The 26,484-nt window shown below is 37.2% G+C and carries 25 protein-coding genes, 2 pseudogenes and 1 riboswitch; of the genes and pseudogenes, 20 read left to right on the forward strand and 7 right to left on the reverse strand.

Translation table 11 applies throughout. The features are described from left to right. Positions 1 to 147: 147 nt before the first annotated feature. Positions 148 to 729, forward strand: a complete 582-nt coding sequence (locus tag OZZ83_RS01015) for an accessory gene regulator B family protein (protein WP_002335065.1) — start codon at positions 148 to 150, stop codon at positions 727 to 729. Continuing rightward, positions 726 to 881: a cyclic lactone autoinducer peptide gene (locus OZZ83_RS01020; protein WP_002291297.1), complete on the forward strand. Its 156-nt coding sequence runs from the start codon at positions 726 to 728 to the stop codon at positions 879 to 881. Before OZZ83_RS01015 ends, OZZ83_RS01020 begins: the two co-directional genes overlap by 4 nt. 76 nt (positions 882 to 957) lie before the next feature. On the opposite strand, the gene OZZ83_RS01025 is transcribed toward OZZ83_RS01020, so the two are convergent. Then, positions 958 to 1,131, reverse strand: a complete 174-nt coding sequence (locus tag OZZ83_RS01025; protein WP_002291299.1) for a hypothetical protein — start codon at positions 1,129 to 1,131, stop codon at positions 958 to 960. A gap of 417 nt (positions 1,132 to 1,548) precedes the next feature. On the opposite strand from OZZ83_RS01025, the gene amaP reads away from it, so the two are divergent. From amaP to pbp4, 16 genes are all read left to right on the forward strand, one after another. Next, on the forward strand, positions 1,549 to 2,115 hold the full coding sequence (gene amaP / locus OZZ83_RS01030) for an alkaline shock response membrane anchor protein AmaP (RefSeq protein ID WP_002345120.1): 567 nt from the start codon (positions 1,549 to 1,551) through the stop codon (positions 2,113 to 2,115). A 12-nt stretch (positions 2,116 to 2,127) separates the two neighbouring features. After that, entirely contained in the window at positions 2,128 to 2,316 is a 189-nt protein-coding gene (locus OZZ83_RS01035) for a DUF2273 domain-containing protein (RefSeq protein WP_002290682.1), read from the forward strand. Between the two features lie 12 nt (positions 2,317 to 2,328). Next, entirely contained in the window at positions 2,329 to 2,886 is a 558-nt protein-coding gene (locus OZZ83_RS01040; protein WP_002290684.1) for an Asp23/Gls24 family envelope stress response protein, read from the forward strand. A 31-nt stretch (positions 2,887 to 2,917) separates the two neighbouring features. Next, complete coding sequence (locus OZZ83_RS01045) at positions 2,918 to 3,160, forward strand: GlsB/YeaQ/YmgE family stress response membrane protein (RefSeq protein ID WP_002290686.1); 243 nt, start codon at positions 2,918 to 2,920, stop codon at positions 3,158 to 3,160. A 327-nt stretch (positions 3,161 to 3,487) separates the two neighbouring features. Further along, complete coding sequence (locus tag OZZ83_RS01050; RefSeq protein WP_002313728.1) at positions 3,488 to 4,702, forward strand: ammonium transporter; 1,215 nt, start codon at positions 3,488 to 3,490, stop codon at positions 4,700 to 4,702. A 30-nt stretch (positions 4,703 to 4,732) separates the two neighbouring features. Next, positions 4,733 to 6,160: an amino acid permease gene (locus tag OZZ83_RS01055; RefSeq protein ID WP_002306647.1), complete on the forward strand. Its 1,428-nt coding sequence runs from the start codon at positions 4,733 to 4,735 to the stop codon at positions 6,158 to 6,160. Between the two features lie 22 nt (positions 6,161 to 6,182). Continuing rightward, entirely contained in the window at positions 6,183 to 7,109 is a 927-nt protein-coding gene (gene glsA, locus OZZ83_RS01060; protein ID WP_002309179.1) for a glutaminase A, read from the forward strand. A gap of 206 nt (positions 7,110 to 7,315) precedes the next feature. Further along, a complete protein-coding gene (locus tag OZZ83_RS01065) occupies positions 7,316 to 8,776 on the forward strand; it encodes a hypothetical protein (protein WP_002316287.1) in 1,461 nt (486 codons plus the stop codon). 232 nt (positions 8,777 to 9,008) lie between these two features. Next, on the forward strand, positions 9,009 to 10,772 hold the full coding sequence (locus OZZ83_RS01070; protein ID WP_002309181.1) for a 1-deoxy-D-xylulose-5-phosphate synthase: 1,764 nt from the start codon (positions 9,009 to 9,011) through the stop codon (positions 10,770 to 10,772). A gap of 84 nt (positions 10,773 to 10,856) precedes the next feature. After that, positions 10,857 to 11,315: an ASCH domain-containing protein gene (locus OZZ83_RS01075; protein ID WP_002309182.1), complete on the forward strand. Its 459-nt coding sequence runs from the start codon at positions 10,857 to 10,859 to the stop codon at positions 11,313 to 11,315. 114 nt (positions 11,316 to 11,429) lie between these two features. Beyond that, the gene (locus OZZ83_RS01080) at positions 11,430 to 12,113 is read left to right on the forward strand and encodes an N-acetylmannosamine-6-phosphate 2-epimerase (protein WP_002316285.1); all 684 of its coding nucleotides are present in this window, start codon (positions 11,430 to 11,432) and stop codon (positions 12,111 to 12,113) included. Positions 12,114 to 12,260: 147 nt separating this feature from the next. Then, on the forward strand, positions 12,261 to 12,875 hold the full coding sequence (locus tag OZZ83_RS01085) for a flavin reductase family protein (protein ID WP_278023300.1): 615 nt from the start codon (positions 12,261 to 12,263) through the stop codon (positions 12,873 to 12,875). Positions 12,876 to 12,890: 15 nt separating this feature from the next. Next, the gene (locus OZZ83_RS01090; protein WP_002309183.1) at positions 12,891 to 13,097 is read left to right on the forward strand and encodes a hypothetical protein; all 207 of its coding nucleotides are present in this window, start codon (positions 12,891 to 12,893) and stop codon (positions 13,095 to 13,097) included. A gap of 223 nt (positions 13,098 to 13,320) precedes the next feature. After that, a riboswitch (M-box (ykoK) riboswitch) is annotated at positions 13,321 to 13,487 on the forward strand. Positions 13,488 to 13,611: 124 nt separating this feature from the next. After that, positions 13,612 to 14,775, forward strand: coding sequence for an FtsW/RodA/SpoVE family cell cycle protein (locus OZZ83_RS01095; protein ID WP_002345119.1), 1,164 nt, complete (start codon positions 13,612 to 13,614; stop codon positions 14,773 to 14,775). Between the two features lie 92 nt (positions 14,776 to 14,867). Continuing rightward, a complete protein-coding gene (locus OZZ83_RS01100) occupies positions 14,868 to 15,752 on the forward strand; it encodes an LCP family protein (protein ID WP_325065997.1) in 885 nt (294 codons plus the stop codon). A 130-nt stretch (positions 15,753 to 15,882) separates the two neighbouring features. Continuing rightward, positions 15,883 to 17,919, forward strand: coding sequence for a penicillin-binding protein PBP4(5) (pbp4, locus tag OZZ83_RS01105; RefSeq protein WP_325065998.1), 2,037 nt, complete (start codon positions 15,883 to 15,885; stop codon positions 17,917 to 17,919). Between the two features lie 96 nt (positions 17,920 to 18,015). Here the strand turns inward: pbp4 and OZZ83_RS01110 are convergent, their stop codons facing one another. The 6 genes and pseudogenes from OZZ83_RS01110 to OZZ83_RS01135 all read right to left on the reverse strand — a co-directional run bounded on the left by OZZ83_RS01110 (position 18,016) and on the right by OZZ83_RS01135 (position 23,480). Further along, positions 18,016 to 19,167: a cation:proton antiporter gene (locus OZZ83_RS01110; protein WP_002319954.1), complete on the reverse strand. Its 1,152-nt coding sequence runs from the start codon at positions 19,165 to 19,167 to the stop codon at positions 18,016 to 18,018. A 153-nt stretch (positions 19,168 to 19,320) separates the two neighbouring features. Next, positions 19,321 to 19,848, reverse strand: coding sequence for an HdeD family acid-resistance protein (locus tag OZZ83_RS01115; RefSeq protein WP_002306663.1), 528 nt, complete (start codon positions 19,846 to 19,848; stop codon positions 19,321 to 19,323). A gap of 98 nt (positions 19,849 to 19,946) precedes the next feature. After that, positions 19,947 to 20,297, reverse strand: coding sequence for a DUF2200 domain-containing protein (locus OZZ83_RS01120; RefSeq protein ID WP_002309193.1), 351 nt, complete (start codon positions 20,295 to 20,297; stop codon positions 19,947 to 19,949). A 278-nt stretch (positions 20,298 to 20,575) separates the two neighbouring features. Further along, positions 20,576 to 22,104 (reverse strand): annotated as a pseudogene (ahpF, locus tag OZZ83_RS01125) (alkyl hydroperoxide reductase subunit F). A gap of 9 nt (positions 22,105 to 22,113) precedes the next feature. Beyond that, positions 22,114 to 22,676 (reverse strand): annotated as a pseudogene (gene ahpC / locus OZZ83_RS01130) (alkyl hydroperoxide reductase subunit C). 144 nt (positions 22,677 to 22,820) lie between these two features. Then, the gene (locus OZZ83_RS01135) at positions 22,821 to 23,480 is read right to left on the reverse strand and encodes a GntR family transcriptional regulator (RefSeq protein ID WP_002316279.1); all 660 of its coding nucleotides are present in this window, start codon (positions 23,478 to 23,480) and stop codon (positions 22,821 to 22,823) included. Between the two features lie 183 nt (positions 23,481 to 23,663). On the opposite strand from OZZ83_RS01135, the gene OZZ83_RS01140 reads away from it, so the two are divergent. Together OZZ83_RS01140 and uxuA are read left to right on the forward strand one after the other, a co-directional pair. Continuing rightward, the gene (locus OZZ83_RS01140) at positions 23,664 to 25,301 is read left to right on the forward strand and encodes a mannitol dehydrogenase family protein (RefSeq protein WP_002345940.1); all 1,638 of its coding nucleotides are present in this window, start codon (positions 23,664 to 23,666) and stop codon (positions 25,299 to 25,301) included. Continuing rightward, the gene (uxuA, locus tag OZZ83_RS01145) at positions 25,301 to 26,386 is read left to right on the forward strand and encodes a mannonate dehydratase (protein WP_002309202.1); all 1,086 of its coding nucleotides are present in this window, start codon (positions 25,301 to 25,303) and stop codon (positions 26,384 to 26,386) included. The genes OZZ83_RS01140 and uxuA overlap by 1 nt, the downstream gene beginning before the upstream one ends. The last annotated feature ends 98 nt before the right edge of the window (positions 26,387 to 26,484 follow it).

A 26,484-nucleotide genomic window follows, 5' to 3' on the forward strand; every position in this document is an offset into this window, starting at 1 on the left:
TTATAGAATAATTTAGATATAAAGAATATAAGGGCTTTATTAAGAAAGAAAACACTGCAGTTATGTAAAAAAAACGCGCACTTTTTACTTTTTAATATATGCATCCTTATTTTTAGTATAATCAAAAGTGAGAAAGGGGTGAACGATATGCCAAATGAATATCTGTCTCTTGAAGAGAACCTGTCAAGCAAGATGAGCAGAAAACTCGGAGAGAAATATGGGTTAACAGAACTGGAGGAAGCAAAAGTCAACTATGGATTAGCGATCCTGTTCATTAATCTTTTCAAGTTCATGCTTATTTACGTATCAGCGTTTTTCTTACATAGCATTCTTGCTGTGATCACCACTCATTTGTCTTTTATTGCTGTACGAAGATATGCAAAAGGATATCATGCAAGCCGAAGCATGGCCTGCACGCTCTATAGTATGGGATTATTGGTGGCGCTACCTGTTTTGGCTAATCATTACAATTTGGAACTTACACGCTACGAATATTTCATCGGAGCAGCTATTCTTAGTATGGTTTTAGGAATCATTGGTTCCTTTATCGCACAAGACCAACAAAAAAGAAGAAGCGTAAGAAACAAACTAGTTATAACAGGAATAAGCCTCACGCTGATCGGTTCAGTGATTCCAGCAAATGATTCAAGAGTCATGATATTACTGAGTATGTTGACCGCAATCTTACTTGTATTCATTCCAAAAAAAGAAAGGAAGATCATCAAATGAAACACACACAAACTAAATTTAGTCTCTCACATGCAATCACAACAATTGCTATCAGCGTTGCCGAAAAGGCTGTAATAAGCGGAAGTACCTGTATTGGTTTAGTTTATGAACCAAAAGTACCAGAAGCATTAAAAAAAGAAGTAGAAAAATAAGTAAAAATAAAATGGATTACCGAATAAAAAGTACCGTAAGTCCTAAAAACTGTGCCAACAGATCGTTGACACAGTTTTATTTTTTTCGATAGTTTTGTAACAAAAATACAAAGATGAAAAAGAATAAAGATTCCCATAGAGTAGTAGTCCAACTGAATTCTTTACTGATACCAAATACCATATTTCCAAGATTCGATACAATCAAATAGCCAATCGTTATGATCAATGAATAATACAATCTTTTCATCATAGGACATACCTCGTTTTTCTTTATAAGAATAGTATAAACCAAAGAAGAGAATAAGAAAAATGATAATAGAAAAATAAAGTAAAAACGCAATAAAGTAACTTAAGTTATTTTATTGCGTTTTTTTCTTCACTGAAAAATTTTAACAAATAAATAGAATTTTGTAATAATAACTGAGCATAATCTTTGCAATTTTTAATCTTGAATAATATCCTTTAAGTATAGCCAGCAATCAAAAAGAAATAGAGAATAAGTGAGTAGTTGTTATTTCAGTATTAGAATGACAATAAAATGCCGTTATAATCCAATATCGTTTGGTAGCGCTTTATTTATTGGTGCTAAACTAACTGTTCGCTCTCTATACTGTGATTGTCGGTAGAGTTATTTACAGGGTAAAAATAAGTTTATAGGAGGTGGAAAATGAATAAGGGGTTAAAAATAACCGGTGTTATCATGAGTTTGCTACTACTTTCAGTGTTTCTAGCAATTGCGTTAATTAATGCGCCGTATATTATGCCTGAACAATTGGAACGATTTCGCTTCTTTACCTTAACGAATTACTACATGCAACAATATATTTTCTGGGCAGCTGTAGTATTTGCCGTTCTTGCTATTATCATCTTGCTAGTCGTTCTTTTCTATCCAAAATCAAGAGGAACTTTCGTTATGAAACGGGAAGATGGCAAATTGACGATCGACAAAAAAGCGATCGAAGGGCTGGTACGTTCCCATTTACACGAAGAAGAGTTCATTCATTCACCTAAAGTACGGATACGTTCAACGAAAAATCGAATCCATATCCATGTCAACGGAGACTTGAAGCGAACTTCTTCATTAGTAGGGAAAACAGGTGTACTGATGCAAGACATCGAAGAAGAAGTGGCTAGAGTACTTGGAACAAAAGAAACAGTCAAAGTGGCAGTCACATACAGCGGTTATGAAGAACAAGAAGATACAAGAGACTACAAGCACTCTCGAGTGGAATAGGAGGGCCAAATAATGAAAGAACTATTTTCAGCATACAAGCTCCCTATTATCTTTGGGGGTCTTGGACTACTGCTAGCTGTTTTATGGTTAACAATTGGATTTTTCAAAACATTGTTGATCATCATTATGACAGCAATTGGCGCAGGAATCGGATTTTATTTGAAACAGACAGGAATAGTGGATCAATTTTTTAAATCATAGGAGGAAACAAAGATGGAAAACAAAAACATGAACACAACAAATGGATCAGTTTTGGCAAATGAAAAAGGGGAAAACCGCATGATGAATGGTGAATTGACTTATGAAGACAAAGTTATCCAAAAAATCATCGGCTATGCATTGAAAGATGTAGACGGTCTATTGACATTAGATGGTGGATTCTTCTCAAATATGGCTGAAAAATTAGTCAACACAGATAATGTAACAGCAGGTATCAATACAGAAGTAGGAAAGAAACAAGTAGCTGTGGATTTAGATGTGATTGTAGAATACGGTAAAGACATCGAAGACATCTACAACCAAATTAAAGAATTGATCAGTACTGAAGTAAACAATATGACACATTTAGATGTTATCGAAGTAAATGTGAATGTTGCAGACATCAAAACACAAGAAGAATACCAAAAAGATCAAGAAACAGTACAAGACAAAGTAACAGAAGCAGCAAAATCAACAGGACAATTTGCTTCACGCCAAACAGATAAAGCAAAAGCTGCTGTAGGCAAAGGTGCACAAAAAGTCAAAGAAAATAACGAACCACGTGTACAATAAGAAGTAAAAAGTCAGTTAGGAGGAATTTAAAATGGGATTTATTTGGGCATTAATCGTCGGAGGTATCATCGGAGCAATTGCAGGAGCAATCACGAATAAAGGATCATCAATGGGAATCATCGCAAACATCATTGCTGGTTTAGTAGGTTCAGCCATTGGACAAGCTTTATTAGGAACTTGGGGACCAACAATTGCAGGAATGGCTATCATTCCATCATTGATTGGTGCAATCATTTTAGTATTAGTCGTTTCATTCTTTGCACGTAAATTATAAGCAAATTGAAGAAAAACTTATGTTGAAATGAAGAACACATTTGAGAACCGCAGCGAAACTTGCTGCGGTTCTTTTTTATATGAAGTATTCTTTATTCCTTATGAAAAAATAGCTTGAAAAATAAAAAAAGACGAAAATAAACGGTTTTCTATAAAAGAAAATCGTTTATTTTTTGTCTTTATTTGGTCAAAACGATAAAAAAGCACAGCACACCAAGCTTTTATTGATTGTCTGTCTTTTATAAATACAAGAATGTATTTATAAAAACAGAAGAAAAATACAAGTAGATTTTTTTTATACTCGTAAACGTAGAAAGGAGGCGAAAAAATGAATACATTACCTATCAATACAGGAGATACAGCATTCATGATTTTATGTACAGCAATGGTTTGCTTGATGACTCCTGGTTTAGCATTTTTTTACGGCGGACTGGCACGAAAGAATAATATACTGACGATCATGACTCAATCTTTTCTCTCAGTTGGGATAACAACGATCATGTGGATATTCGGTGGATTCGGATTGGCATTTGGACGAGATATTGGCGGTATGATTGGAAATCCGGCAGATTTCTTTTTGATGAGACATGTTACAAGCTTCCCCAACATGTTCCATGGAGCGACGATCCCATTTTTGATGTTCTTTCTTTATCAACTGATGTTTATCGTGATTACTGTTCCTTTGATGACAGGAGCTTTTGCAGGGAGACTGAATTTAAAAGGCTATATTATCCTTGTTGTTTGTTGGAACCTGCTGATTTACTTCCCTGTTTGCCATTGGATATGGGGCGGCGGATTTTTGGATCAGATGGGATTTAGAGATTTCGCTGGCGGAGCAGTCATCCACACGACAGCTGGATTCGGTTCATTGGCATGCATCCTCACACTTGGACAGAGGAAGATTCCTATGGGCGAAAGAAATCAGCATAGCAGTCTTATGGCAGCTGCTATCGGTACAGGTCTACTTTGGTTTGGCTGGTTCGGTTTCAACTCTGGTGGTGCACTTCGAGCAGATAATCAAGCAGTCAATGCATTTGGTTCAACATTCATCGCTCTTGCATTTGCGATGGTTACTTGGTTGATTATTGCAAAAGTAAAAGGAAATGGCTTTGATTTTGTCGACGTACTAACAGGATCCGTTGCTGGATTGGCAGCCATTACGCCTTGTGCTGGTTATGTAGAAGCAAAAAGTGCTATGTTGATCGGAATCATTGCTGGAATCGTCTGTCATGCTGCTGTTGATTTTCGTAAAAAGAAACAATGGGACGATGCACTTGATGTGTGGGGCGTCCATGGAATGGGCGGATTCACAGGGACGATTCTGATCGGAATTTTTGCATCTAACAGCCATTTATTAACAAATCCAAGCAGCTGGTACTTCTTAGGAATCCAAGTGATTGGTGTCATCATTACTGCCGTGTATGCCTATGTGCTAACAACAGCGATTCTAAAATCAGCCATGCATTTCACAACGATCACTACTACAAAAGAAGAGCAGGAAGAAGGATTAGACTTTTTCTTCTTTGGTAACAAACGCAATTGAAACAAAATCAAATAGAAAAGAGGAAGATTCATGCAACAAAGCAAAACGAAAATTCCTGCAAAAAAATTAACGTTCTTCGGCTTTTTAGCCATGACGATCTCAATGGTCGTTTCACTATATGAATATCCCACATTTGCGACCTCTGGCTTCAGTTTAGTATTTTTCTTGTTATTAGGCGGTTTGCTATGGTTTATCCCTGTGGCATTGTGTGCAGCAGAGATGGCAACGGTGAAAGGCTGGGAAAAAGGCGGTGTCTATACTTGGGTCAGTCGGACATTGGGAAAACGATTTGGATTTGCCGCTATCTTTTTCCAATGGTTTGAGATAACTGTTGGTTACTTGACTATGCTGTATTTCTTAACTGGTGCATTATCCTATGCAACGGGAATCGACGCTATACAAAACAATAAATTTCTGAAATTGGCCATCTTATTGATTATTTTCTGGGCTATTTTGCTCTCTCAGCTAAAAGGAACCAAATACACTTCTTTAATTGCTCGAATCGGTTTTGTAGCTGGGATCTTATTGCCTGCATTAGTCTTATTTGGCTTAGGGATCCACTATGTCTCTTCAGGTGCTCCACTACAAACGACACTTTCTATGAAAACATTGATTCCTGATTTTTCAAAATTACCTACGCTGGTTGTTTTTGTTTCCTTTATTTTAGCGTATATGGGAGTAGAAACATCTGCTAGTCATGCAAATGAAATGGAAAACCCTAAAAAGGATTATCCATTAGCAATGTTTGTATTGGTCATTCTGGCCATCATTTTAGACACTTTTGGCGGATTGACTGTGGCTACTACAGTCCCTCAACAGGGTTTGTCTCTTAATACAGGAGTGATCCAATCGTTAGAATTTTTATTAAGACACATTGATCCAAGTCTTGCATGGGTTGCGAAAATCCTTGCGATCCTTGTTTGTTTAGGTGTCATCGGAGAAATAGCTTCTTGGGTAACTTCTCCTTCAAAAGCACTTCACGTAGCGGCAGAAGAAGGATTACTTCCTGAATATTTTGCGAAAGAAAATGCACATGGTGTTCCTGCGCATTTGATGATTGCAAATGGGATTGTTGCGACAATCTGGGCAGCCGTCTTTACATTAAGTGGCGGGGGGAATAATCTTTCGTTTCTTGCAGCAATGTCATTGACTGTTGTGATTTACCTAATGTTGTACTTTATGTTTTTCGCGGGCTATTTGAAGTTAGTATTTAAAGATGAAAGTCTTGAAAGAGCCTATCAGGTTCCAGGCGGAAAAGTTGTAAAAGTAATCGTTGCTTGTTTAGGTCTTTTGACTTCACTTTTTGCTTTTTGTATCTCATTTGTTCCACCTGCAAGTATCGCAGCTGGACAGCATGGGATTTATGAAACGATTCTGATCGTTTCTTATCTTATCGTCTTAGTTATTCCATTTACGATCTATGCATGCCGTCATAAATTCCAGCATGCAGAAAAATAAAAAATGAAAGCTGGTTATTCAAATGGAAGGAAAAGAATTAGAACAATTGATTGGAAAAAATTTCCACTACTATCAAACGGGACAAGTGGCAGACTACATTCCAGCATTAGCTGAAGTGGATCCAAAACAATTAGGTATGGCGATTTATGATCTTGATACAAAACAACTGATCGAGGGAGGAGATGCCGATGTACGTTTTGCCATCGAAAGCATGTCAAAAGTTCCCGTATTGTTATTAGCAATCAAAGATAACGGAATTGAAAAAGTCTTTCAAACAATCAACACAGAACCCACCGGATTTGCTTTCAATTCTATCATGAATATGGAGATCAATCATCGCAAACATCCGATGAACCCTTTTGTTAATGCAGGAGCGATTGCAACAACCTCTTTGATTGCGGGAAAAGATGCAGATGAAAAATTTGAACGGATCATATCATTTATGAAAGAAATCTGTGATGATCCTGATATCACATTGAATGAAGAAATCTATCATTCTGAATCAAGAACAGGTGATATCAATCGCTCTCTTGCTTATTACATGAAAGGCAATCAAATGATCGAAGGAGACGTTCCAGAGATACTCGATGCCTATTTCAGACAATGTTCCGTCAATGTCACCGCTACAGGTATAGCAAAATTAGCTGCTGTATTGGCAAATAAAGGGATCGCTCCTTGGAATGGCAACCGGCTCATTACTGAAGAAAGTGCAACGATCGTCAAATCGATTATGACAACTGCCGGTTTGTATGATGAATCAGGCGAGTTTTCCGTCCATGTTGGTGTACCTGCCAAAAGCGGGGTAGGTGGCGGCTTGATGGCAGCTGTGCCAAATCGTTACGGTATAGGCGTCTTCAGTCCAGCATTAGATCCATTCGGTAACAGTGCAGCTGGCATCCAATTACTGAAGGACGTAGTCAAAGAACTAGATGCTGATATCTTCGAATAACCTTTCTTGAAAGTGGCTGGGGTAAAAGTCCAAGCGATGCCAAGTTATCTAAACGATAGCTGGGATTGTAAGCTTGATCGACTTTTGTTCCGGCTTCTTTTTTATTGGTTTTTGAAAGGGGTTTTCTAAACAAAAAGTAAATAAAAAAGCGATTCGTGGATATGTTTAAATAAAACTATAAGAAAAACTGGAGGCGTGTATCAGGAATGCTGGAAAAATACATTGAGCGAAATATATTTAGGAAAGTGTATCTATGCGAACAATTATTTGAATTCCAAGAAATAGATATCGAACAAACAGCTATTTCACTAGGGGTGACCACACCGACGATCCTTCATGATCTAGAAAGTCTAGCCGAGTGTTTGGAATATTGCATAAAAGAAAAAATAAGAGAGAAGCATAAGTACAAACTTATATTTAAACGTGGGATCGCTCTTTCTGAGCTTACGCAATTTTTGTATGGTCAATCTTATTTTTTAAAGTTTTTAAGTTATTATTTCAAGGGCATATTCACGAGTACAGAACTGGCTGATCTTGAATTTATTTCTTTGAGCAAAGTATATACGATCAAAAAGAGCGTCTTGGATTTTTTCAAAGAAAATGATTATTTGAAAAATAAAGAAATCATTATTCCAGAATTTGATTCGCGGAATATTCTGCTAGCTTTAGTACGTTATATCAATTGGGAAGGATATGAGAGTAAAAATCCACATGTAGAAGAAGCTTGTAACGAGCTGATCGATTATGTAGAGACTCATTTTTTTAAAAGGAGATATTCGGAAGATGAAAAGTCCTTTATCATACGGGGAATAGAGATTGCAATTGGAAGAAAGACGTTTCCCCTTGAACTGAAAGAAGAAGATAAGAAAAGTGCGGAGACGAAGCCATTATTTCAATTAGTCTGTCAAGGATTGGAAGAGCAAAAAGGGATGTTACACTTACAGGAAGAAGATATCTATTATATTTTCTCTTTGTTCAATAGCAGAAATTATACCAATGAGAACATGGAGCTGTTAAGAAAAGATTTCGAAGTTGTGTATAAAAATTTTGTTCTCAATGACCTGTCACTCAATGAATTGATTTTACAGATTCTCCCAGTTGCTGAAATCGACGATGCAGACAATTTTATTTTTAAGCAATCCTTTTTACAATTTGTCCGTACGTTGTGGGCAGACGGTCAAGTATTTTTACCGGAACGAATCTATCTACTGTCAGAAAAAGAACAGCTTCTATACAGAAAAATAGTAGAAGTGCTAGACGATTGGAAAAAGAAAAACCAAATTCATCTAAGATGGAATGATAATTTCATCCGAAAATTTGTTAAGAGTCTTTCTTTGATTACCAGAGAACAGATGATACAGCAAGAGATAGAAATATTTGTTGTTTCAGAAAGTTCAGTCAAACAATTTTTTTATCGAACTCAATTTCATTTGTATGCTGAAGAAGATATGGCTGAAATAAACCCCATTCTATTTCGTTCTTTAGAAGAATTACCTGATGAATGTTTGTGTTCAAAAAAACGAGTGGTTTTATGCGATGCTGCTAGCTATCAAACTGGTTTGGAAACGGAAAAAACAAAGGTCTATCCTATCTCGTTAAAAGGCGCAAACATCCTTTTGTATCGTATTGCTCAAGAGCTTCATTTATTAAAAAAACATATTTCTTGAGGAAATCTTAAAGCAAGACAAAAATCAACTTTCTACAGAGCTTTTTAAAAGACTGTAGAAGTTTTTTTATTTGTGATCTGTTTTGTGCGAAGAACTACTTATATAACAAACTTTCTCTGAATTTTTTTAAAAATACTATTGACTTAGAGTCAACTCTAAGGAGTAGAATAGATAAAGTGTTACAAATCTATTTTCAACTAAAAAGAAGATAGTACGGAGGAGAGAATGTATAATGAGTACAGCATTACATGTATTGGATACAATCAATAGTCCAGCAGATGTCAAAAAGTTATCTGTTGAGGAAATGAAACAGCTGGCAGAAGAAATGCGCCAAAAGATCTTGCAAAAGGACAGCGATGTAGGTGGGCACGTTGGTCCGAATCTAGGTGTAGTCGAATTAACGATCGCTTTTCATTATGTATTTGATTCACCTAAGGATAAAATCGTATGGGATGTTTCCCATCAATCTTATGGTCATAAGCTGCTAACTGGTCGGAAAAATGGCTTTGAAAAAGGACATTACCATGAAGTAAGCGGGTATTCCAATCAACACGAAAGTGAACATGATTATTTTACAGTGGGTCACACATCTACATCTATCAGCTTAGCTACTGGGTTGGCTAAATCCAGAGATTTGAAGAAAGAATCAGGAAATGTGGTAGCATTTATTGGAGATGGCTCACTAAGTGGCGGCTTAGCTTTTGAAGGGCTGAACAACGGCGGCGCTTTACAGACCAATTTAATCGTATTAGTAAACGATAATGAGATGTCTATTGATGAGAACCACGGTAGCTTATATCAGAACTTAGCAGAGCTTCGTCAAACTCACGGTGAAAGCAGTAATAACCTATTTAAAGCTATGGGATTTGATTATCGCTATGTGGATGATGGAAACGACCTAGAAACGGTGATCCGTTTATTTGAAGAAGTAAAAGATATTGATCATCCAATCGTACTTCACGTACATACGGAAAAAGGCCGCGGTTATCAGCCAGCGATCGATAATAAAATGAAATATCATTGGCACGTCCCATTTGATCTGTCTACAGGAGAAGCAAAACAGGCAGCTTCTGGAGAAACATTCAATACGATCATCATGGATTATCTGGATAAAAAAGTGCAAACAAGTACAGCACCTATTGCCGCTGTCAATGCAGCAATACCAGGCGCCTTTGGACTGAAAACATTCCAAGAAAAACATCCAGATCATTATTTTGATGTGGGGATCGCCGAGCAGCATTCCATTACGTTTGCTTCTGCTTTGGCTTCTCAGGGAGTACGTCCAGTCGTCTTCCAATCAAGTACTTTCCTGCAACGGGCATATGATCAATTATCACATGATTTAGCAATCAACGAGAATCCAGTCATCATTTTAGTTGGTGGCGGAACGATCTCTGCTAGTGATCGAACACACCAAGGAACGTTTGACATTCCTTATTTATCAAGTATCCCGAATATCAAATATCTTGCTCCAGCAACAAAAGAAGATATGATCTCTATGCTAGATTGGGCTTTTGAGCAAACAGCACAGCCTGTAGCTATTCGAATCCCTATTCACGGTGTGGAACATGGTAAAGCTATCGCAAATGATTACAGTATTCCAGCCTATCAGACAGTGAATAAAGGCGAAAAAGTGGCAATTTTAGCTTTAGGTGGTTTTCTTGGACTAGGAAAAGAAACAGTGGAAGCTTTTAGAGAAAAAGGAATAGAAGCAACATTGATCAATCCAGGAACAATCACAGAAAATGATGTAGAAACATTAGATAAATTAAAAGAAGCCCATGAATTAGTCATCACATTAGAAGATGGTAGTTTATCAGGCGGATTTGGTGAAAAAATCAGTCGTTATTATGGTGATTCTTCAATGCATGTGCTGAATTTCGGTGCAAAGAAAGAATTCACAGATAGTGTTCCAACAGTTAAACTTTATGAACGTTATCATTTGACACCAAGCCAAATCGTTGAGGATAGTCTACGTGTCTTAAATATTCAATAATCCATCGTATTTTCCATCCAGATAATCGTTTATACTAGTATCTGGATGGTTTTTATTATACGAAACAAAGGAGTAGATGCTATTATGTATCAAAAAGTAGAAGAATATTTCAAAAAGTTTCAAGAAAAATATCCTAGATATCAATCAGAAGAACTAAGCTTTTTTTCATTTGGGAATACAGAAGAAATGGCAGATGAATTGAGTGGGTTAGTTGTAAAAAAAATAAAAACCGGTACATCAAGTGGATATGATCTATATAAAAAAGAGAAGGAACCTTTACCAAAAGTGGGCCAGTTAGATGTGGTTCTGAATGGAAAAAATGAACCAGTTTGTATCATCAAAAATATAAATGTGACTATCTTGCCTTTTAGTGAAATCACGGAAGAACATGCTTGGAAAGAAGGAGAAGGAGATCGAACGTTAGCCTATTGGCGGAAAGTCCATACTGACTTTTTCAAGCATGTCTACAAAGAAGCACTGAACATGGCATTTACAGAAGAGAAGCTAATCGTATATGAAGAGTTTGAAGTAATTTTCTTTTAGCAAGAAAGGCTTGCTAAAAGAAAAAGGATAGCTACTTTATTGACTCTTAGATAGAAAAGGGTTACATTTTTATAAGAAGATGTATTTCTAGAGAACGTTATTGGAGGAGATAGTGTGGATGTACTGGAAAAAATAAAAGGTGGGGTTGTCGTTTCTTGTCAAGCTTTGGAAAATGAGCCATTACACAGTTCTTTTATCATGGGGAGAATGGCTTTGGCTGCAAAAGAAGGCGGAGCAGTTGGTATTCGCGCAAATACAACAGAAGATATCAATGAAATCAAGCGAATCGTTGATTTGCCGGTAATAGGGATTATCAAAAGAGATTACGATGGGTCAGAAGTATTTATTACTGCGACAGAAAAAGAAGTGAAAGAACTTTTGGAGACGCAAGCTGAGATCATTGCACTGGATGCAACTTCTCGTAAACGTCCGACAGAAAAAACAACAGCTGAGCTTGTCCAAATGATCCACGATCACGGTCGATTAGCCATGGCAGATATTTCGACTTTTGAGGAAGCGCTTCAAGCGCAAGAAGATGGTTTTGATCTTTTGTCTACGACATTAGCAGGATATACAGAATATTCTCGAAAAACACAGGAGCCTGATTTTGATTTGTTGAATCAGATCATAGAACAAGTCAATATACCAGTAGTCATGGAAGGCCATACTGACTCTCCAGAACACGTAGAGAAAGCCTATGAATTAGGTGCTTTTTCAGTCGTGATTGGATCTATCATCACCCGTCCACAATTCATCACTAAAAGATATGTCGAAGCCGCGAATAAAGCAAAGAACTAAAAAACACGTACGGCACAGATTCTTGACAAAAAAGAAAAATTAATAGATAGTTTAAAGCAGATTCTAAGAAGAAGAGGAAAGTGTTGCTTTTCCTTTTGTCTTCGCAGATCTGCTTTTTAGCGTATTTTATAGAAAGAAGGCGAGACCATGTTTGAACGAAGTCCTTCAGAATTGACAGAACGTGAAAATTACAAGTTGCTGATTGGTTCAGTTATCCCTAGGCCGGTTGCAGTAGTAACGACTAAATCCGTAAATGATATAGTGAATATCGCACCCTTCAGTTACTTTAATATTGTCAGTTCGAATCCACCTATCTTATCCTTGGCGATCCAGAGAAAACAAGATACAGTAAAAGACACAGCAAAAAACATTCTTGAGACAAGAGAAGCGGTCATCCATATCCTTGATGAGGACAACGTAGAAGAAGCAAATAAAACAGCTGCTAATCTGCCTAATGAGGAAAGCGAACTACACTTGACTGAATTGACTTTAACGGATTCAGCAATCATTTCAGTACCAGCATTGACAGAAGCAAAAGTTCGTTTTGAGACAACCTTATATGAACATGTCGAGATACGGAATAAAAATAAAGTAACAGCTGATTTATTTTTGCTAGAAGTACAGAAATATCATTTGAATGAAACAGTTTATGATGAAAAGACGGGAAGAATCGATCCAAGAGAATTGAATGCTATAAGCCGTTTGGCAGGAAATGATTATGCAGCAATAGGAGAAATTTTCACGATCGTACGTCCCCAATAAGAAGGAGTAATAGTTATGTTAAAAATAAGTTATAAACCATCAGCAGATTCAAAAGAAATGGGAAAAGAATACGAGACAGTGAATGATTTTCTGCAAGGGCAGTATTTAGAAGTTCCGCCATTACAAGATCATTTTGTCGTCACCAAAGTTACTTTAGACGGCAAAGAAATAGGATTAACAGACCACACGATTAGCGGGTTATTCAATTACTTAAACAAATAAACATTTATTCCGAAAAGTGAAAATCATATAAAAAAACACTAAAAATAAAAAGATTATCAAGGAATCCTAGCACAATTGAACGAAACTGCGCTGGGATTCTTTTACGTTATTTGTTATTTTTTCCTAAAAAATATTAAAGATTGTTAAATTTCACTATTTCATTTCAAATTTCATTGCCTATTCATTAGGAAAAGTCTATCATGGACTCGTAAATAGAATATAGTAATAACCTTGTTAGGTGAGGCTCCTATACAAACATAGGCTATTGCCCAGAAACGTCGAAAGTCGCCAATGGGTAAAACAGAAACTGTCGGATTAAGGCTTTTTCCAATAGCTAAGAATGTTTTCTTTACGTTGTATAGTGCTAAAACTCGGACGATGAGATGATGCTAGGTCAGAATTCTTGTTCGAAAAGGTTTCTGGCCTTTTCTTTATAGTTTCAAGACTGACTTATTTGAAGAGACAAACTCGCTCCTTACCTGACAAGTGGATTACTGTGGGAGGAGGAGATGCGGTGAAAAAAAGAAAAAAGATCGATTGGTGGATTTTGGGTCCTTATTTGACTTTGTCCATGATCGGTCTTTTAGAAGTATACAGTGCTAGTTCTTATCGTTTATTGCAAGCAGATGAAAATACAAAAAGTCTATTATTGCGCCAACTGATTTTCATATTTTTGAGTTGGGGCGTAATCTTCTTAGCTCGTTCAATCAAACTGCACTATTTACTTCACCCTAAAATAGCAGGATATGGTTTAGCTTTATCGATTTTCTTTTTGATCTTAGTACGAGTAGGAATATTCGGTGTCACTGTCAATGGCGCACAACGTTGGATTTCTCTGTTTGGCATTCAATTCCAGCCTTCAGAATTAGCAAATCTTTTTCTGATTTTTTATCTAAGCTGGTTTTTTCGTGACGGAAATAATCCGCCAAAAAATCTAAAAAAACCTTTCCTGATTACAGTAAGCATAACTTTGTTGATTTTATTCCAGCCAAAGATTGCTGGAGCATTGATGATTCTTTCGATTGCGTGGGTCATTTTTTGGGCAGCAGCAGTTCCATTTAAAAAAGGAATCTATCTGATTGTTACTTTTTCTGCCTTATTGATTGGAGCAGCCGGCGGAGTATTATATTTAGGAAACAAAGGCTGGCTTCCCCAGATGTTCAATCATGCTTATGAAAGGATTGCAACTTTAAGAGATCCTTTCATAGATAGTCATGGTGCGGGCTATCAAATGACTCATTCGTTTTATGCACTATACAATGGTGGCATATGGGGGAGAGGATTAGGAAACAGTATCACAAAAAAGGGATATCTTCCAGAGACAGAAACAGATTTTATTTTTTCGATCATTACAGAAGAGCTTGGGCTAATTGGTGCATTGTGTGTACTTTTCTTATTATTCTCATTATGCATGAGAATCTTTTGTTTAAGCAGTCGTTGTAAAAATCAGCAAGCTGGATTGTTTCTTTTAGGATTCGGAACTTTGCTATTCGTTCAGACGATAATGAATGTGGGAAGTATCGCAGGGCTTATGCCAATGACTGGCGTGCCATTACCATTTGTTAGTTATGGAGGAACAAGTTATCTGATCCTTTCTTTAGGGATCGGGATCACGTTGAATATTTCTTCGAATATACAGGCCGAAGAGTTGCCGCTCTATCGACCTGAAAAACAATAAAGAGAAACTGAGAATCTCTCAGTTTGAATTATCATAAAGGACTATCTTTTATTTTTCAAGCGAGAGATTCTTTTTAGAAAGAGGAATTCGCAATGAAAGTATTTCAAAAAATCATATTATCTGTTTTGTTACTGCTTACACTAGTAGTCGGCTTTTTTTCGATTGAATTTGTCCATGGATTTTCGTCTGCAAAACAGACCTCAACTGTAAAAAAGGTAGATCCGAAAAGTGTCCCTACCACACTAAACGTGGCTTTGATTGGTTCGGATGCCCGTTCGAAAGACGAAAATGGTCGCTCAGATTCACTTATGGTTGCACAATACGACCAGAAAACACAACAAGCAAAACTAATCTCTATCATGAGAGACTCATATGTCGATATACCAGGTTACGGAATGGATAAAATCAATGCAGCGTACTCTTACGGAGGAGTTGATTTATTGAACCAAACATTAAAGGAAAATTTCAAATTTGAAGCCCCGTATTATGCAAGTATCACATTTCAAGATTTTATCGATTGCGTCAATGAACTGTTTCCTGATGGAGTAAAGATTGATGCAGAAAAATCTTTAGATTTAGATGGCGTATATATAAAAAAAGGGAAGCAAGTAATGGATGGCAATACGTTACTGCAGTATGCTCGATTCCGTGAAGACGAAGAAGGGGACTTTGGGAGGATTAGAAGACAGCAACAAGTGATTAAAGCTATCTCTCAGCAGCTGAAAGACGTCACTTCGATATTTAAATTACCGAAAGCGGTGGGAAAACTACTTGGCAGTATCCAAACGAACCTTCCTGAGAGTGTGCTACTGGATTGCGGTATGGATTTCCTCAAAGACGATAATAAAAAGATCGATACATTATCCGTACCAGTAGACGGCAGTTGGGACTTCAACGACAATACGCCTTCCGGAAGTGTTCTGAAATTAGATTTGACCAAAAACCAAGAAGCAATCAAAAAATTTCTGAATAATTAAGTAAAGAAAATAAAAGAAAAGAAGTTAGAAATAACAATTTATGTTATGTTCTGACTTCTTTTATTATGTTAGAATAAACAGGTATAAATAGTGAAAATAAAGGAATAACAAGCAAAAGAAGGAGGAAAAAATGAAAAGAAGTGACAAGCACGGCAAAAATCGAACAGGCGCTTATATTGCCGGCGCAGTGATTTTAATAGTAGCTGCAAGTGGCGGTTATTTTTACTACCGGCACTACCAAGAAACCCAAGCAGTAGAAGCTGGAGAAAAGACGGTTGAGCAATTTGTCCAAGCTTTAAACAAAGGAGATTATAACAAAGCTGCAGGAATGGCATCGAAAAAGGCAGCAAATAAAAGTGCATTATCTGAAAAAGAGATCTTAGAAAAATACCAAAATATATACGGTGCTGCCGATGTCAAAGGACTTGAGATATCAAATCTAAAAGTAGATAAAAAAGATGATTCTACTTATAGCTTTTCATATAAAGCAAAGATGAATACCTCATTAGGTGAATTGAAAGATCTTTCTTATAAAGGAACATTAGACAGAAATGATGGAAAAACCACGATCAACTGGCAGCCTAACTTGGTTTTTCCAGAAATGGAAGGAAATGACAAAGTAAGTCTGACCACGCAAGAAGCAACAAGAGGGAACATTTTAGATCGAAATGGGGAACCATTAGCAACAACCGGCAAACTAAAACAATTAGGAGTCGTTCCAAGCAAACTTGGGGATGGGGACGAAAAAACAGCCAATATCAAAGCCATTGCTTCTGCATTCGACTTAACAGAAGATGCTATCAATCAGGCTATTTCACAAAGCTGGGTACAACCCGATTACTTTGTCCCATTGAAAATCATTGATGGAGCAACGCCAGAACTTCCAGCTGGAGCTACCATCCAAGAAGTAGACGGCAGATATTATCCTTTGGGTGAAGCAGCTGCTCAACTGATTGGTTACGTGGGAGATATCACAGCAGAAGATATTGATAAAAATCCAGAATTAAGCAGTAATGGAAAAATCGGACGATCTGGTTTGGAAATGGCTTTTGATAAGGATCTTCGTGGGACTACAGGTGGAAAATTAAGCATCACAGATACAGAAGGTGTCGAGAAAAAGGTTCTGATCGAGCATGAAGTCCAAAACGGAAAAGATATCAAATTGACAATCGATGCAAAGGCACAAAAAACAGCTTTCGACAGTCTAGGAGGAAAAGCTGGATCGACTGTTGCGACAACGCCAAAAACCGGTGATCTTCTTGCGCTTGCTAGCTCTCCAAGCTATGATCCAAACAAAATGACAAACGGGATCTCACAAGAAGACTACAAAGCTTATGAAGAAAATCCTGAACAACCATTCATCAGCCGATTTGCGACAGGTTATGCTCCTGGCTCTACGTTTAAAATGATCACAGCAGCAATCGGTCTCGACAACGGCACTATCGATCCAAATGAAGTGTTGACGATCAACGGGCTTAAATGGCAAAAAGATAGTTCTTGGGGATCGTATCAAGTAACTCGTGTTAGTGATGTGTCACAAGTAGACTTAAAAACTGCTTTGATTTATTCCGATAATATATATATGGCACAAGAAACGTTGAAAATGGGGGAGAAGAATTTCCGTGCAGGTTTGGATAAATTCATTTTTGGTGAAGACCTTGATTTGCCAATCAGTATGAATCCAGCACAAATTTCTAATGAAGAGAGCTTTAATTCAGATATCTTGCTAGCTGATACTGGATATGGACAAGGCGAACTTCTAATTAATCCTATCCAGCAAGCAGCAATGTATTCTGTTTTTGCCAACAATGGCACACTTGTCTATCCTAAATTGATTGCAGATAAAGAGACAAAAGATAAGAAGAATGTCATCGGCGAAACAGCAGTACAAACGATCGTGCCAGATCTGAGAGAAGTTGTGCAAGATGTAAATGGTACAGCACATTCTCTTTCTGCTTTAGGGATTCCATTGGCAGCGAAAACTGGTACAGCGGAAATCAAAGAAAAACAGGATGAAAAAGGGAAAGAGAACAGTTTCTTGTTTGCTTTCAACCCTGATAACCAAGGATATATGATGGTTAGCATGTTGGAAAATAAAGAAGATGATGATTCAGCAACTAAACGAGCACCCGAACTATTACAATACCTCAACCAAAATTATCAATAAAGAACGACTTCATAACTATAGTAAAAGGACTGTGACGGTATCGTCACAGTCCTTTTTTCGAATAAACGACAGGTTCACGACCACTTTCTGGGTCACTCACACTTCATAAACTTTTTTTGTAAAATATTTCAGAACAAGTGGAGAAATAAGTGTACTTAATAAAATCACGATTACTAAAGGTGAATAGTACTGTGGTTCGATCAATTGACTTTGCTGTCCAATTTGCAAAATGATCAAAGCCATTTCTCCACGCGAAATCATACCAGCACCGACCATCAATGAACTATGTTGAGAAAAACCGGCAATCTGAGCACCAAAATACCCTCCAAGCAATTTGGTCAAAATTGCTACAAGCGTCAATATAGAAATAAAGAGAAGCTGCTCACCAAAGTCAGAAAAATCAACTTCTAATCCTACACTGACAAAAAATACTGGTATAAATACTGCATATCCTAAAGCTTCAACATTGTGGTATACTTCTTCTTTGACCTTTGTCTGACTGACTGCTATCCCAGCAAAAAAGGCACCAATGACAGAACTAAGACCTACAAGATCCGCTACGTAAGACATACCTAAACAAATAACTAGCGATACGATGATAATAGAAGAATTTGCGTACACTTTTTCTGCAAATGAAAGCAAGAAGGGTGCAATCCATTTGACTAATAAGAAAATAAAAACAAAGTAAACGAGCTGTTCAATCAAAACAAGCGGTAAAGAAGCATTGCTAGAAGCTTCTCCAGTGAGAAAAGATAGACTGAAACTTAGGACTAAAACGACTAAAATGTCATCTACAACAGAAGCACCTAAAATAGTTGAGCCTTCTTTCGTATTCACCACGTTTAGTTCCTTTAATACTTCAACTGAAATACTGACAGAAGTTGCTGCAAGAATAATCCCAAAGAAAATCGCTTCATTTCCCGAAACTTGGAATGCTTCGCCTGTTAGCCAACCAAAAACAACAGGGAAGATGATTCCGAGTAAAGCAACGAACATGCCTGGTCGGAAATATTTTTTCAAAAGAGATAAATCACTTTCCAGACCAGCTAAAAACATCAATAAGATTACACCAATCTCCGAGAAGTCATGGACTAGAATATCCGGTTTGACCCAATTCAATCCAGCTTGTCCTAGCAAAACACCAACAAGTAATTGTCCGATTACTGCTGGAATACCTAATCTCCTAGAGATATGTGAGCCAATCGTTGTTGAAATCAATATCAGGCATAAAATACCAATAAATTCCATTCTCATCATTCCTTTTTATAAAATATAGCCCGAACTTAGCATAACATATATTATTGAAAAAATAGGAAAATATACTCATAAAAAAACCAACAATCCAAAAGTATTTTTTGGTTTGTTGGTTTTTAAACAGTCTATTTTAATAACTAAAAACGATTAACGTATAGTCATTTTTCTTACTCTGATAAAATTGATGATTTCCTGGATGCCCATGAAAATCAAGATGAAACCGAATATTTGAAATAGAACCATCAAGCTTTTGAATGGATTAAACAATAAGACGAATCCGCCAATCAACAACAGAATACTATAAACACTCCAACTTTTAGCTTTTGTATTCATGCTGAAGAACAACTGGAACAAGCTGTTGATGATAACAGCTAATCCAAGAAGAATCGGCAGGATAGAAACGATTGCAGGTGCAAAAGCATAAACGATCAGCGCACAGATCAGGAAAAAAAGACCACTAAACAGACCGATACTCCAAGAACCTGTTTTCCTTTTAAAACGGTAAGCCTCAAAAAGATTCAACACCCCAAGCAAAACAAGATAGGCAGTGATCAGATAACCGATAAAATGAAAAACAGCAGAAGGGTTTAGCACAATCGCAATCCCAGAAATAATATAAACAGCAGCTCTTAATAAGGCATATTTTTGAATATTTTGTTTAATCGTCTCAAACATATAAGAAAACCTCCTTTGACTTATTTTAACGTGAACTAGTCATTTTACCAAATCAAACGTTACAAAATGAGTGAAGGAGAAGAGCTTCTTAAGAAAGATCATTTTCTGAGGATCTTTTCCATTTTTTTGCCTTTTGCTAGCTCATCGATCATTTTATCTAAATAACGAATTTCTTTCATCAAGTTATCCTCGATGTTTTCTACTCGCACACCACAAACAACACCTGTAATCAAAGAACGAGAAGGATTGGGGGCAGGGGCTTCCGCAAAAAATTGTTCGAAAGTCACTTGTTTTTGTAGTTGCTCTTCTAGTTCTGTTTGGGAATAACCTGTCAGCCAGCAAATGATTTCATCTACTTCCTCTTTTGTACGATCTTTTCTCTCTGCTTTTGCTACATACATAGGATAAACGCTTGCAAAACTTGTCTTAAAAATACGATTTTGCGCCATAATCAGTCACCTTTCTTCTCTCAAACTATTTACTACTTATAGTATATAAGAAAAAGAGAAGAAAAAGTGATTATTCAAAAAAAAGACAAGAAGGATTGTGACAAAATTCTTATCACAATCCTTTTTTTCGAATAAACGGTGTTCTCATGCCTACTCCTCAGCCACAAGTCACAATATTCAACAAACATGAGAAACTGTTTATTGAAATTGTTCCTTGTGACTCGGAGCTGAACGGCAGGCTCACAACCCCTATCTGTCTTTTGTACAATCTTTATAGTTCAAGTGCGCATCAGATAATCGAATGCTCCTAAAGCTGCAGTAGCTCCTGAACCCATTGAAACGATGATTTGTTTGTATGGACTATCTGTACAATCACCAGCTGCGAAAACGCCGGGGATATTCGTTGCGCCATTTTTCTCGGTCACTATTTCATTTCTTGGATTCATTTCGATCGTTCCATCTAGCCAATCCGTATTAGGGAGTAAGCCGACTAGAATGAATACTCCTGAAACAGCTAGTGTATGCATCTCCATCGTACGGCGATCGATATAGGAGAGAGATTCTACCTGATTCGTACCGCTGATTTCTTTCGTCGCTGCATGTTTGATAACAGTGACATTCGCAAGAGAGACTAGTTTATCCTGTAAGATTTGATCTGCTTTTAATTCTGGTAAGAATTCTAGAACATATACATGTTTTGCTAACCCAGCCAAATCAATTGCTGCTTCAACACCAGAATTACCACCGCCGATAACAGCAATCTCTTTTCCTTTAAATAGAGGACCGTCACAGTGTGGACAATAAGCAATTCCTTTATTTTTAAACTCTTTTTCGCCCGGTACATTGATAGAACGCCAGTGCGCACCTGTCGCAATAATTGCAGTTTTTGCTTGAAGTGATATACCGTTAGCCAAGCCGATATTGATAAAATCTTGCTCTTTATTTAAGGAAACAGCCTCTTGATTGATCATAATATCGATAGGGTAACTACGCACATGATTTTCTACTTGCTGCATTAATTTTGGCCCTTCTGTGTAAGGGGTACCAATCATGTTTTCAATTCCCAGTGTTTCAACGACTTGTCCACCGAAGGAGTCAGCAACAATCCCTGTGCGGATTCCTTTACGTGCTGCATAGATAGCTGCACTACTAGCTGCTGGTCCGCCACCGACCACTAATACATCATAAGGTTTTTTTTCAAATAATTCTTCTTCAACCAAAGGACCAGTGATTTTTTCAACGATTTGTTCGATCGTCATGCGTCCGCTACTAAATTCTTCACCATTTAAAAACACTGTTGGCACTGCCATGATTTGTTTATCATCAATTTCTTTTTGGAACATACCGCCTTCAATCATCGTATGAGTAATATTTGGATTTAATACAGCTAATATATTCAATGCCTGTACAACGTCCGGGCAATTGTGACAAGTCAAGCTAACATAACTGTCAAAATGCAGCTTTTGTTTGATTTGTTTGATTTTGAGACTCAAAGACTCACTGATTTTTGGTGCCCGTCCACTAATTTGTAACAGTGCTAGTAAAAAAGAAGCAAATTCATGACCGAGGGGGATACCAGCAAAAATAATTCCACTTTCTTTGCCAAGAGGGCTGATAGAAAAACTAGGTGTCCGCATCAACTCTTTTTTTCCCAAGAGATTTTAGGAGACATTTCTGATATTTCCTTCGTAAATTCTGCTAATTTTTGACTATTTTCACTAGTATCCAAACTAACAGAAAAAACAATAGGAGATTCAATCAGTGCTAAATATTGTTCGAGGTTTTGTTTAGTTTCTTTATCTAACATGTCGACCACCTAAATTTTTCCAACAAGATCAAAACTTGGTTTCAATGTTTCGCCACTTTCTTTCCATTTTGCCGGACAAACTTCACCTGGGTGGGTACGTACATATTGAGCAGCCCGTATCTTATCAATCAGTGCACTAGCATCACGGCCAATTCCATCTGCATTGATTTCCATAGCTTGAACGATGCCGTCTGGATCAATAATAAATGTTCCTCGTTGAGCTAATCCTTGTTCTTCATCCAACACATCAAAAATACGAGAAATCCGATGCGAAGGATCGCCAATCATCGTGTATTCGATTTTACCGATAGCATCTGATGTATCATGCCATGCTTTGTGAGTAAAATGGGTATCTGTAGAGCAAGAAAAGACTTCAACACCCAAAGATTTCAAGGTGCTGTATTGTTCTTGTAAGTCTTCTAGTTCAGTGGGGCAAACAAAAGTGAAATCTGCTGGGTAGAAACATAGGATGCTCCAATTCCCCATAAGGTCTTTCTCGCTAATTTCTAAAAATTCTCCTTGATGATAAGCTTGAGCGTTAAATTCTTCGATTTTTTCCCAATCAATGACATAGTAAAACCTCCAATAATAATTATTTATTTATAATGATTGTAATTTAGTTGGAGTTAGAAAGTCAATGAATATTTTGTTATTTAATAAAGATTACTCAAAAACGCTGGTTAATTATAAAATGGAAGAGGCATAAGAAAATACAACTACTTGAAATACTCAGGATAACGTTGAGTGACAGTTTCTTGTTCTTTCAGCATCATGTGCAAGTGCAATCCCGTTTGAAAACGAGCTTCTTCTGGTTTTTTATCGACTAATGCTCTGAATAAATCTTCATGTTGTTCCATGATCGTTTCCCATGGAAGCCCTTGTATAGTCACTCTTAACCAACGAAAACGTTCTAAATGGGTATTGTGGTCATCTAACCAGTTCCAAACTTCTTTTCTGCCGGCAATTTCGAAACAAGCTTCATGAAATAAATTATCTGCACGAAAAAACGCACGTTCATCCTTTATTTGGGCTGCTTTTTCTTGTTCTTTTAAAATCGTTTCTAACACTATTCGTGTTTGATGGTCCAATTTGGAACAGCATTCAATCATGATTTGCTGTTCTAATTGTTCTCGAACAAATCGAGCATTTTCTGCAGAATAGAGATTGATTCTTGAAACATACGTACCACTTTGAGGAACTGTGTACACGAGTTCTTGCTGACGTAGTTGAATCAATGCTTCGCGAATGGGGGTCCGGCCGATAGAAAGATGTTCCTCCAGCGCTTTTTCAGATATTTTTCTTCCAGGTTCTAGGTCCGCATAGATGATTTGTTTACGAATCGCTTGGTAAGCTTGAGATTGCAAGCTACTTTTCATTTTTATACCTCCAAAATCATTTCTATGAACGTAGTATAACAGAAGAGATCTGAAAAACAATCTGATATGTCACTTTAACTCGTAGATTTGTACAAATAGTAAAATTTTGATTGACATAGCGGTTTTTATTGCATAAAATTCATTTGAAGACAAAAACTGATATGTTAGTTTAGGAGGGGAAAAATGATTGATTTAAACAACTGGGAGAACTTTATTCCTGAATTATCTCAAAAAGAAGTAGAAATACCTCATTTTGACCGTGCATCATTAAGAGAAACTGGACAAAGAAATCCTGTCTGGATCCATTTTGGTGGCGGAAATCTTTATCGAGGATTTCATGCAGAAATCGCTCAATGTTTAGCGGATCAAGGCGAATTGCCCACTGGTGTCATTGTTTGTGAAACATTCGATGAAGAAATAATTGAAAAGGCTTACCGAGTTTTTGATGATTTGATTCTTGAAGTGGTCATGCCAAGCAGTGGAAAATTTATCAAACGTGTATTAGCTGCGACAGCTGACAGTCTGTATTGTCATCCAGATTGTTCGGAACACTTTGCTAAGATGATTGGTCACTTTGAAAATCCGAGTTTACAATTAGTTACTTTTGCTATTACTGAAAAAGGTTATCGATTGAAAGATACAAGTAATAAATATATAGGACCGATTGCAGTTGATATAAAAAATGGTCCGAAAAAGCCATCACATACGATGAATATTCTTGCTGCACTACTTTATAGACGGTTTTTATCGGGAGCTTGGCCGATTGCACTTGTCTCTACAGATAATTTTTCACAAAACGGCAGTCAATTACGTACTTCGTTGCTAACGATTGCAAAAGAATGGCAAAAGGAAGGTTATGTACCAGAAACATTTATCCAATACTTATCGAATGAAGAAATCGTTGCGTTTCCATGGACAATGATTGATCGTATCACTCCGAATCCTTCCATATCAGTTAGCAGAATGTTGGCAGAAGAAGGTTTTTTAAATATATCGATCTTGCAAACCGCAAAGGGAACCAATATTGCGCCATTCGTCAATACAGAAGATATCCATTATTTAATCATGGAAGATCATTTTCCAAACGGACGTCCGAGATTCGAAAAAGCTGGAGTGTTCTTGACTGATCGTGCAACGGTAGATAAAGCAGATACGATGAAAGTGACGACTTGTCTTAATCCTTTGCATACGGCTTTAGCTATTATGGGTTGTTTACTGGGTTATAGGAGTATAGCTGAAGAGATGAAAGATCCAGATTTGTCACTGTTAGTTTCTGAAATCGGGTACAATGAAGGTCTTCCAGTCGTAGAATCGCCTGGAATCATTGATCCAAAGACCTTTCTTGAAGAAGTAGTCACTGTGCGATTTTCTAATCCAAATATTCCTGACATGCCTCAGCGAATCGCCACGGATACCTCTCAAAAGGTGGCGATTCGTTACGGTGAGACGATTAAAAAATATATGGAAATAGAAAATAAGGACCCGCAGACTCTTGTGTTCATCCCATTGATTCTCGCTGCTTGGCTTCGATACCTTATTGGCCTTGATGATCAAGGAAAACCATTCACACCGAGTCCAGATCCTTTGCTGGTGGAACTTCAGCACAGGCTTTCTGATATTCAATTGGGTACGCAAGATACCTCACATATCCAAGAGAAAATTGTTCCTATTTTGTCAAATAAAGAAATTTTTGGTGTAGATCTTTATCAAGCTGAGATTGGCAGAAAAATAGAAGGAATGTTCATCAAAATGTTGGCAGGACCCAATGCCGTACGAAAAACATTACAGAATTACTTACAAGAACATGGAGGAACTTTATAATGGAAATGACTTTTAGATGGTACGGTTCACAAGAGGAAAAGATTGCTTTAGATGAAATCAGACAAATACCTGCAGTCAAAGGTATTGTAGGCACATTGATGGACATACCAGTAGGAGAAGTGTGGCCTAGGGAACGGATCAAAGAATTAAAAGAAGAAATTGAGTCTCGTGGATTGACACTAAAGGTTATCGAAAGCGTCAATGTGCATGATGCCATTAAAATTGGTTTACCATCCCGTGAGCAGTATATCGAAAACTATAAGCAGACGATTCGAAACTTGGCAGAATATGGAATAGAAGTCATCTGCTATAATTTTATGCCTGTATTTGATTGGGTCAAATCTGATCTTGATTACCGCTTAGAAGATGGCTCATCTACGTTAGCTTTTATATCCGCTGATATTCCAGCTGATCCAAAAGAAATCGTCGAACGCATCGAACAGTCCAGCAATGAATTCGAGTTGCCGGGGTGGGAACCTGAACGCTTAGCTCATATCAAATCTTTGCTTGAAGCGTATGCATCAATAGACGAAGAAAAACTTCGAGAAAATTTTGCTTATTTTCTTCAATCAATCATCCCGACATGTGAAGAGGTAGGGGTCAAAATGGCTGTACACCCAGATGACCCGCCGTACTCGATTTTTGGATTACCTCGAATCGTAAAGAATCGAGAAGACCTAGATTGGTTGTGCCGAGTAGTAGACAGTCCTTCTAACGGAATCACTCTTTGTACAGGAAGTATTGCAGAAGATCCAGAAAATGATGTGTATGAAATTTTAGCAGAATTTTGCCAAAGAGACCGGATCCCATTTGCTCACGTTCGAAATATCAAGTTTTTAGATAATCGAGATTTCTATGAGGCACCGCATAAATCAGAATACGGTTCGTTAGACATGTACCGTATACTAAAAACAATGTATGACAACGGATTTGACGGATACATCCGCCCTGATCATGGCAGAATGATTTGGAATGAGACAGGAAGACCAGGATATGGCTTATATGATCGAGCATTAGGTGCGGTATATCTAAATGGATTATGGGAAGCAATTGAAAAAGGAAACGAACGTAAAGAAAACCAGTAAATAATTTATAATTTTATTATGTAAAAGAAAAAGATATTCAAATTTTTGTGACATAAATCCGTATGCTTTTCAACAGTATACGGATTTATGTCACTTCT

Origin of the sequence: Enterococcus sp. E5-162 (assembly GCF_035725965.1) — a bacterium.
In the GTDB taxonomy this organism is placed as follows: Bacteria; Bacillota; Bacilli; order Lactobacillales; family Enterococcaceae; genus Enterococcus_B; species Enterococcus_B lactis.

Coding starts and splice junctions, on each gene's coding strand:
- OZZ83_RS01015 (WP_002335065.1), top strand. CDS start 148: ATGCCAAATGAATATCTGTCTCTTGAAGAGAACCTGTCAAGCAAGATG.
- OZZ83_RS01020 (WP_002291297.1), top strand. CDS start 726: ATGAAACACACACAAACTAAATTTAGTCTCTCACATGCAATCACAACA.
- OZZ83_RS01025 (WP_002291299.1), bottom strand. CDS start 1,131: ATGATGAAAAGATTGTATTATTCATTGATCATAACGATTGGCTATTTG.
- amaP (WP_002345120.1), top strand. CDS start 1,549: ATGAATAAGGGGTTAAAAATAACCGGTGTTATCATGAGTTTGCTACTA.
- OZZ83_RS01035 (WP_002290682.1), top strand. CDS start 2,128: ATGAAAGAACTATTTTCAGCATACAAGCTCCCTATTATCTTTGGGGGT.
- OZZ83_RS01040 (WP_002290684.1), top strand. CDS start 2,329: ATGGAAAACAAAAACATGAACACAACAAATGGATCAGTTTTGGCAAAT.
- OZZ83_RS01045 (WP_002290686.1), top strand. CDS start 2,918: ATGGGATTTATTTGGGCATTAATCGTCGGAGGTATCATCGGAGCAATT.
- OZZ83_RS01050 (WP_002313728.1), top strand. CDS start 3,488: ATGAATACATTACCTATCAATACAGGAGATACAGCATTCATGATTTTA.
- OZZ83_RS01055 (WP_002306647.1), top strand. CDS start 4,733: ATGCAACAAAGCAAAACGAAAATTCCTGCAAAAAAATTAACGTTCTTC.
- glsA (WP_002309179.1), top strand. CDS start 6,183: ATGGAAGGAAAAGAATTAGAACAATTGATTGGAAAAAATTTCCACTAC.
- OZZ83_RS01065 (WP_002316287.1), top strand. CDS start 7,316: ATGCTGGAAAAATACATTGAGCGAAATATATTTAGGAAAGTGTATCTA.
- OZZ83_RS01070 (WP_002309181.1), top strand. CDS start 9,009: ATGAGTACAGCATTACATGTATTGGATACAATCAATAGTCCAGCAGAT.
- OZZ83_RS01075 (WP_002309182.1), top strand. CDS start 10,857: ATGTATCAAAAAGTAGAAGAATATTTCAAAAAGTTTCAAGAAAAATAT.
- OZZ83_RS01085 (WP_278023300.1), top strand. CDS start 12,261: ATGTTTGAACGAAGTCCTTCAGAATTGACAGAACGTGAAAATTACAAG.
- OZZ83_RS01090 (WP_002309183.1), top strand. CDS start 12,891: ATGTTAAAAATAAGTTATAAACCATCAGCAGATTCAAAAGAAATGGGA.
- OZZ83_RS01100 (WP_325065997.1), top strand. CDS start 14,868: ATGAAAGTATTTCAAAAAATCATATTATCTGTTTTGTTACTGCTTACA.
- pbp4 (WP_325065998.1), top strand. CDS start 15,883: ATGAAAAGAAGTGACAAGCACGGCAAAAATCGAACAGGCGCTTATATT.
- OZZ83_RS01110 (WP_002319954.1), bottom strand. CDS start 19,167: ATGGAATTTATTGGTATTTTATGCCTGATATTGATTTCAACAACGATT.
- OZZ83_RS01115 (WP_002306663.1), bottom strand. CDS start 19,848: ATGTTTGAGACGATTAAACAAAATATTCAAAAATATGCCTTATTAAGA.
- OZZ83_RS01120 (WP_002309193.1), bottom strand. CDS start 20,297: ATGGCGCAAAATCGTATTTTTAAGACAAGTTTTGCAAGCGTTTATCCT.
- OZZ83_RS01135 (WP_002316279.1), bottom strand. CDS start 23,480: ATGAAAAGTAGCTTGCAATCTCAAGCTTACCAAGCGATTCGTAAACAA.
- OZZ83_RS01140 (WP_002345940.1), top strand. CDS start 23,664: ATGATTGATTTAAACAACTGGGAGAACTTTATTCCTGAATTATCTCAA.
- uxuA (WP_002309202.1), top strand. CDS start 25,301: ATGGAAATGACTTTTAGATGGTACGGTTCACAAGAGGAAAAGATTGCT.